This is a genomic window from Streptomyces sp. NPDC102258 (assembly GCF_055584685.1).
Window position 1 is genome coordinate 1 of the sequence record NZ_JBVJLO010000059.1, and the last position, 4,147, is coordinate 4,147.

A 4,147-nucleotide genomic window follows, 5' to 3' on the forward strand; every position below is an offset into this window, starting at 1 on the left:
ATAGCCCCGCACCAGCCCTTACGGGTTCGGTGCGGGGCTTTTCTGCGTTTACGGGTCTTTACGGACGGGCGGGTGCGACGGCGGAGTTGCAGGGGTGGGCATACAGCGAGACCGACCCGGCGTGACTCCAGGACCGACTCGGCCGGCGTGAGCCCCGGCCCGGCTACGTCGCCTCCGAGTCGGTGCCGTGCGGACCAGGTCGCGCTGGTAGGTCGCCCTCCAGGGTTTGCTGCTGGATGGCCGACGGACTCGATCGGTCCTGGTCGCGGATTGATAGTGGCCGCCCTTGGTCTGCTGATCCCTCCGCATCAACGGCGCGAATCGAAGGCGGGTGGGCGATCGCCGTGGTTCCCGCGTCGTCAGCGGTTGGCCGTCTGGTCACGGCGTTCGGGAATCGTGGCAGCGGTGCCCGGGCGCCGCGGCAGGAGGCGTATCGCCTGGCTGGAATGGGCTTTGTCGCCCGGCATCCGTGCCGTGTCGTGTCAGGCCGGCCCGTAATGGCGCGCGGGATGCGGATGCTGTCGAGGTCCTGGTCGAGGCGGTGGCGTCGTTGACGCTGCCGGGTGTGAGCACGAGGGACAGCGGGAGGCCACAGCCGTCGACGGCGAGAGGGACCTTGGTGGTCAGCCCGCCCCGGGACCGGCCGTCGTGCTCGGGCCCCCGTGCGGGATCCGTCACGAAGCGGCTCAGCCGGTAGGTGGTCGGCAACGCGAGGCGCCCGCACAGGGTGTCGATCCGGATCATTGACCCATCGACGCCTGCTTCCCGAAGACGCCGCAACCGCGTACGCATCTCCGCCTGGTCACGCGTCTCAATGACCACTTCCCACTGTCCCGCGTCGGGCGCGGTGCGATCAGCAAGCTGCTGCCGCGCGTCCTCCTGCCGACGCCTTCTCTTCGCCTGTCCTGGCACCCGCCCAGAATCACCGTCCGGTGCTAGGAGGGCAAGGCGGTTGGATGGAGCGTGCGCATTGCCGCTCGGTGCCCATTTGTCAGACACGCCGTGGTAGGCACCGTCGGAATGAGTGACCGCTCGACTCGGCCCCAGCACCAGCCACACCGGACGGCGGCCACCGTGGAGGACCAGGTCGTGCAGCTGCCGCGCGAGCACCGCCTCGGCCCCCTGCGGCTGGTCGCCCGATGCGGCATCGCATCCTCGACCGCCCACCGCATCCTCCAACCGGCACATTCTGCTGCTCGCTGGCTGCATTCGGCCGGGGCTACCGGCGGACCCCTCCGACGCTACGAACGGAAGTGGGAAAAGTTTGGGTGGGGATGTCGAGAAGCCGGGTTGGGCTCCGTCCTTGTAGTGGAGGCGGCCAGAATGGGTCGCAGCGCGCGGAGGAGACATGTGATGGCCAAGTACCTGCTGCTCAAGCACTACCGGGGTGCCCCGGCCCCGGTGAACAACGTTTCGATGGACCAGTGGACGCCGCAGGAGATCTCGGCGCACATGAAGTACATGCACGACTTCGCGGACCGGCTGGAGAAGACCGGCGAGTTCGTCGACGCCCAGGGGCTCGCACCCGAGGGGACGTTCGTCCGGTACGACGGGGAGGGGAAGCCGCCGGTGACCGATGGCCCCTTCGCCGAGACGAAGGACCTCATCGCCGGCTGGATGGCGATCGACGTCGACAGCTACGAGCGTGCCGTCGAGCTGGCCGGGGAACTGTCGGCCGCCCCCGGTGCGGGCGGGAAGCCCATCCACGAGTGGGTGGAGCTGCGTCCGTTCATGGCGGCGCCGCCCGTCATTACGGAGTGACCCCGGCGTGAACGAGGCCCTGCTCCGGAGCCTCACCCCGGGCGTGCTCGGAATCCTCGTCCGCCGCGGAGCCGACTTCGCGGCGGCCGAGGACGCCGTACAGGACGCGCTCCTGGAGGCGGTCCGCGTCTGGCCGGCCGATCCGCCGCGCGACCCCAAGGGCTGGCTGGTCACCGTGGCCTGGCGCCGGTTCCTCGACGCGACCCGGGCGGACGCGGCCCGCCGCCGCCGCGAGGACCGCGTAGAGGAGGAGCCGGCGCCCGGACCCGCGCCCGCGGTCGACGACACGCTCCAGCTCTACTTCCTGTGCGCCCACCCGTCGCTGACGCCGGCGTCCGCGGTGGCCCTGACGCTCCGCGCCGTCGGGGGGCTCACCACCCGCCAGATCGCCGCGGCCTACCTGGTGCCCGAGGCGACGATGGCCCAGCGCATCAGCCGGGCCAAGCGCACCGTCTCGGGGGTGCGGTTCGACCAGCCCGGAGACGTGGCCACCGTGGTGCGGGTGCTGTACCTCGTCTTCAACGAGGGGTACTCCGGCGACGTCGACCTCGCCGCCGAGGCCATCCGGCTCACCCGCCGGCTCGCGTCCGCGATCGACCACCCCGAGGTGGCGGGACTGCTCGCCCTCATGCTGATCCACCACGCCCGGCGCGCGGCCCGGACCGCGCCCGACGGCAGCCTCGTACCGCTCAGGGAGCAGGACCGCGGGCGGTGGGACACCGAGTCGATCGCCGAGGGCATCCGGATCCTGCAGGCCGCGCTGGCCCGCGACCGGCTGGGCGAGTTCCAGGTCCAGGCCGCCATCGCCGCGCTCCACGCCGACGCGCGCACCGCCGAGGAGACCGACTGGGTGCAGATCGTGGAGTGGTACGACGAGCTCGTGCGCCTGACCGACAGCTCGGTCGTACGGCTCAACCGGGCGGTGGCCGTCGGCGAGGCCGATGGCCCGCGGGCCGGCCTGGCGGCGCTCGCGCCGCTGGACCCCGCGCTGCCGCGCCACACGGCGGCGTCGGCGTACCTGCACGAACGCGACGGTGATCTGGAGACGGCGGCCCGCCTGTACGCGGAGGCGGCCCACAAGGCGCCCAACCTCGCCGAACGCGACCACCTGACCCGCCAGGCCGCGCGCCTGAACGCGCGCGGGGACGGCTGACGGAAGGGGGGCATCCGGAGACGTGGCAGCAGGGCCGTGAAAACCTGTGGCGGACCGGGGGCGGCCACTGCTACGTTTCCGGCGGCCGTGTGAGAGAACGAGGAGGTGGTACCCGTGAACGCAGTATCGACATGGGTGCTCCCCTCCGGGGTCACGGTCGGACGCTAGGCAGGTCGTCCGGGAGCGCCGTACATCAGCCCTCCCGAAAGGCACGACCATGCACTTCACTTCCGAGCAGCGCCTCGACGACGGCGTCCTCGAACGCGAATTCACCCTCGGCGAGATCCCCGGCACCCTGTGGACGCCCCCGTCCGTCACACCGGTCCCGCTGGTTCTGATGGCCCACAACAACGGCTTGCCCAAGGGGGAGGCCCGGCTGGTGGCCCGGGCCCGGTACACCGCGGCGTACGGATACGCGGTGGCCACCATCGACGGCGCCGGGTGCGGCGACCGGCCCCGCTCCGCCGCCGCCGAGCAGGCCCGCGCCGACCTCCGCCGCGCGATGCGGGCCGGTGAGCCGGTCGACGCGATCTTCGAGTCCTTGGTCGGCCCCCTGGTCGACAACGCGGTCCCGGAATGGCGGACCACCCTGGACGCGCTCCTCGCACTGCCGGAGATCGGCGGTCCGGTCGGCTACTCGGGGTGGACCGCTCTCGGCATCCGCCTCGCGGCGGTCGAGCCGCGCATCGCGGCCGCCGGCTTCTTCGCCGGGGGCTACGTGCCCCACGCCCAGCGCGAGGAGGCCCGGCAGGTCAACATCCCGCTGCTGTTCCTGTTGCAGTGGGACGACGAGGGGAACCCCCGGCAGCGGGCCCTGGACCTGTTCGACGCCTTCGGCACCACGGAGAAGACCCTGCACGCCAATCTGGGCGGGCACACCGGTACGCCGTGGTTCGAGGGGGAGGACGCGAACCGGTTCTTCGGCCGCCACCTGAAGTGAGCCGAGCCGCGGGCTCCTGCCGAGAGGTTGGCAGGAGCCCGCGGTGCCGACCGGCCCGGACCCGCTTTGACACCCCTCAGGGGCGGTTGTAGAGTTAAACGGTTGCCTCGAACCGGACAGGTTCGGCGACCACCTACCCCCCAGAGAATGAAGATTCCCTGGGTGGGGTGCATTCGACTCCTCATTCGAGAGTGTTGAAGCCGGGAAAACCGGTGGAAAACTTCTGATAGAGTCGGACTCGCCGGAAAGGGAAAGCGCGAAAGCGCAGAACCTCGAAAGCGCCGAGGAAATCG

4 protein-coding genes are annotated in these 4,147 nt (G+C 71.1%); 3 read left to right on the forward strand and 1 reads right to left on the reverse strand.

The annotated features are described in order from the left end of the window. Positions 1-378 precede the first annotated feature (378 nt). On the reverse strand, positions 379-1,179 hold the full coding sequence (locus ACZ6ZT_RS35020; protein WP_469724485.1) for a hypothetical protein: 801 nt from the start codon (positions 1,177-1,179) through the stop codon (positions 379-381). Positions 1,180-1,353: 174 nt separating this feature from the next. On the opposite strand from ACZ6ZT_RS35020, the gene ACZ6ZT_RS35025 reads away from it, so the two are divergent. The 3 genes from ACZ6ZT_RS35025 to ACZ6ZT_RS35035 all read left to right on the forward strand — a co-directional run bounded on the left by ACZ6ZT_RS35025 (position 1,354) and on the right by ACZ6ZT_RS35035 (position 3,854). Then, positions 1,354-1,761: a YciI family protein gene (locus tag ACZ6ZT_RS35025; protein WP_469724486.1), complete on the forward strand. Its 408-nt coding sequence runs from the start codon at positions 1,354-1,356 to the stop codon at positions 1,759-1,761. 7 nt (positions 1,762-1,768) lie between these two features. Next, a complete protein-coding gene (locus ACZ6ZT_RS35030; protein WP_469724487.1) occupies positions 1,769-2,914 on the forward strand; it encodes an RNA polymerase sigma factor in 1,146 nt (381 codons plus the stop codon). 217 nt (positions 2,915-3,131) lie between these two features. Then, positions 3,132-3,854: a dienelactone hydrolase family protein gene (locus ACZ6ZT_RS35035; protein ID WP_469724488.1), complete on the forward strand. Its 723-nt coding sequence runs from the start codon at positions 3,132-3,134 to the stop codon at positions 3,852-3,854. The last annotated feature ends 293 nt before the right edge of the window (positions 3,855-4,147 follow it).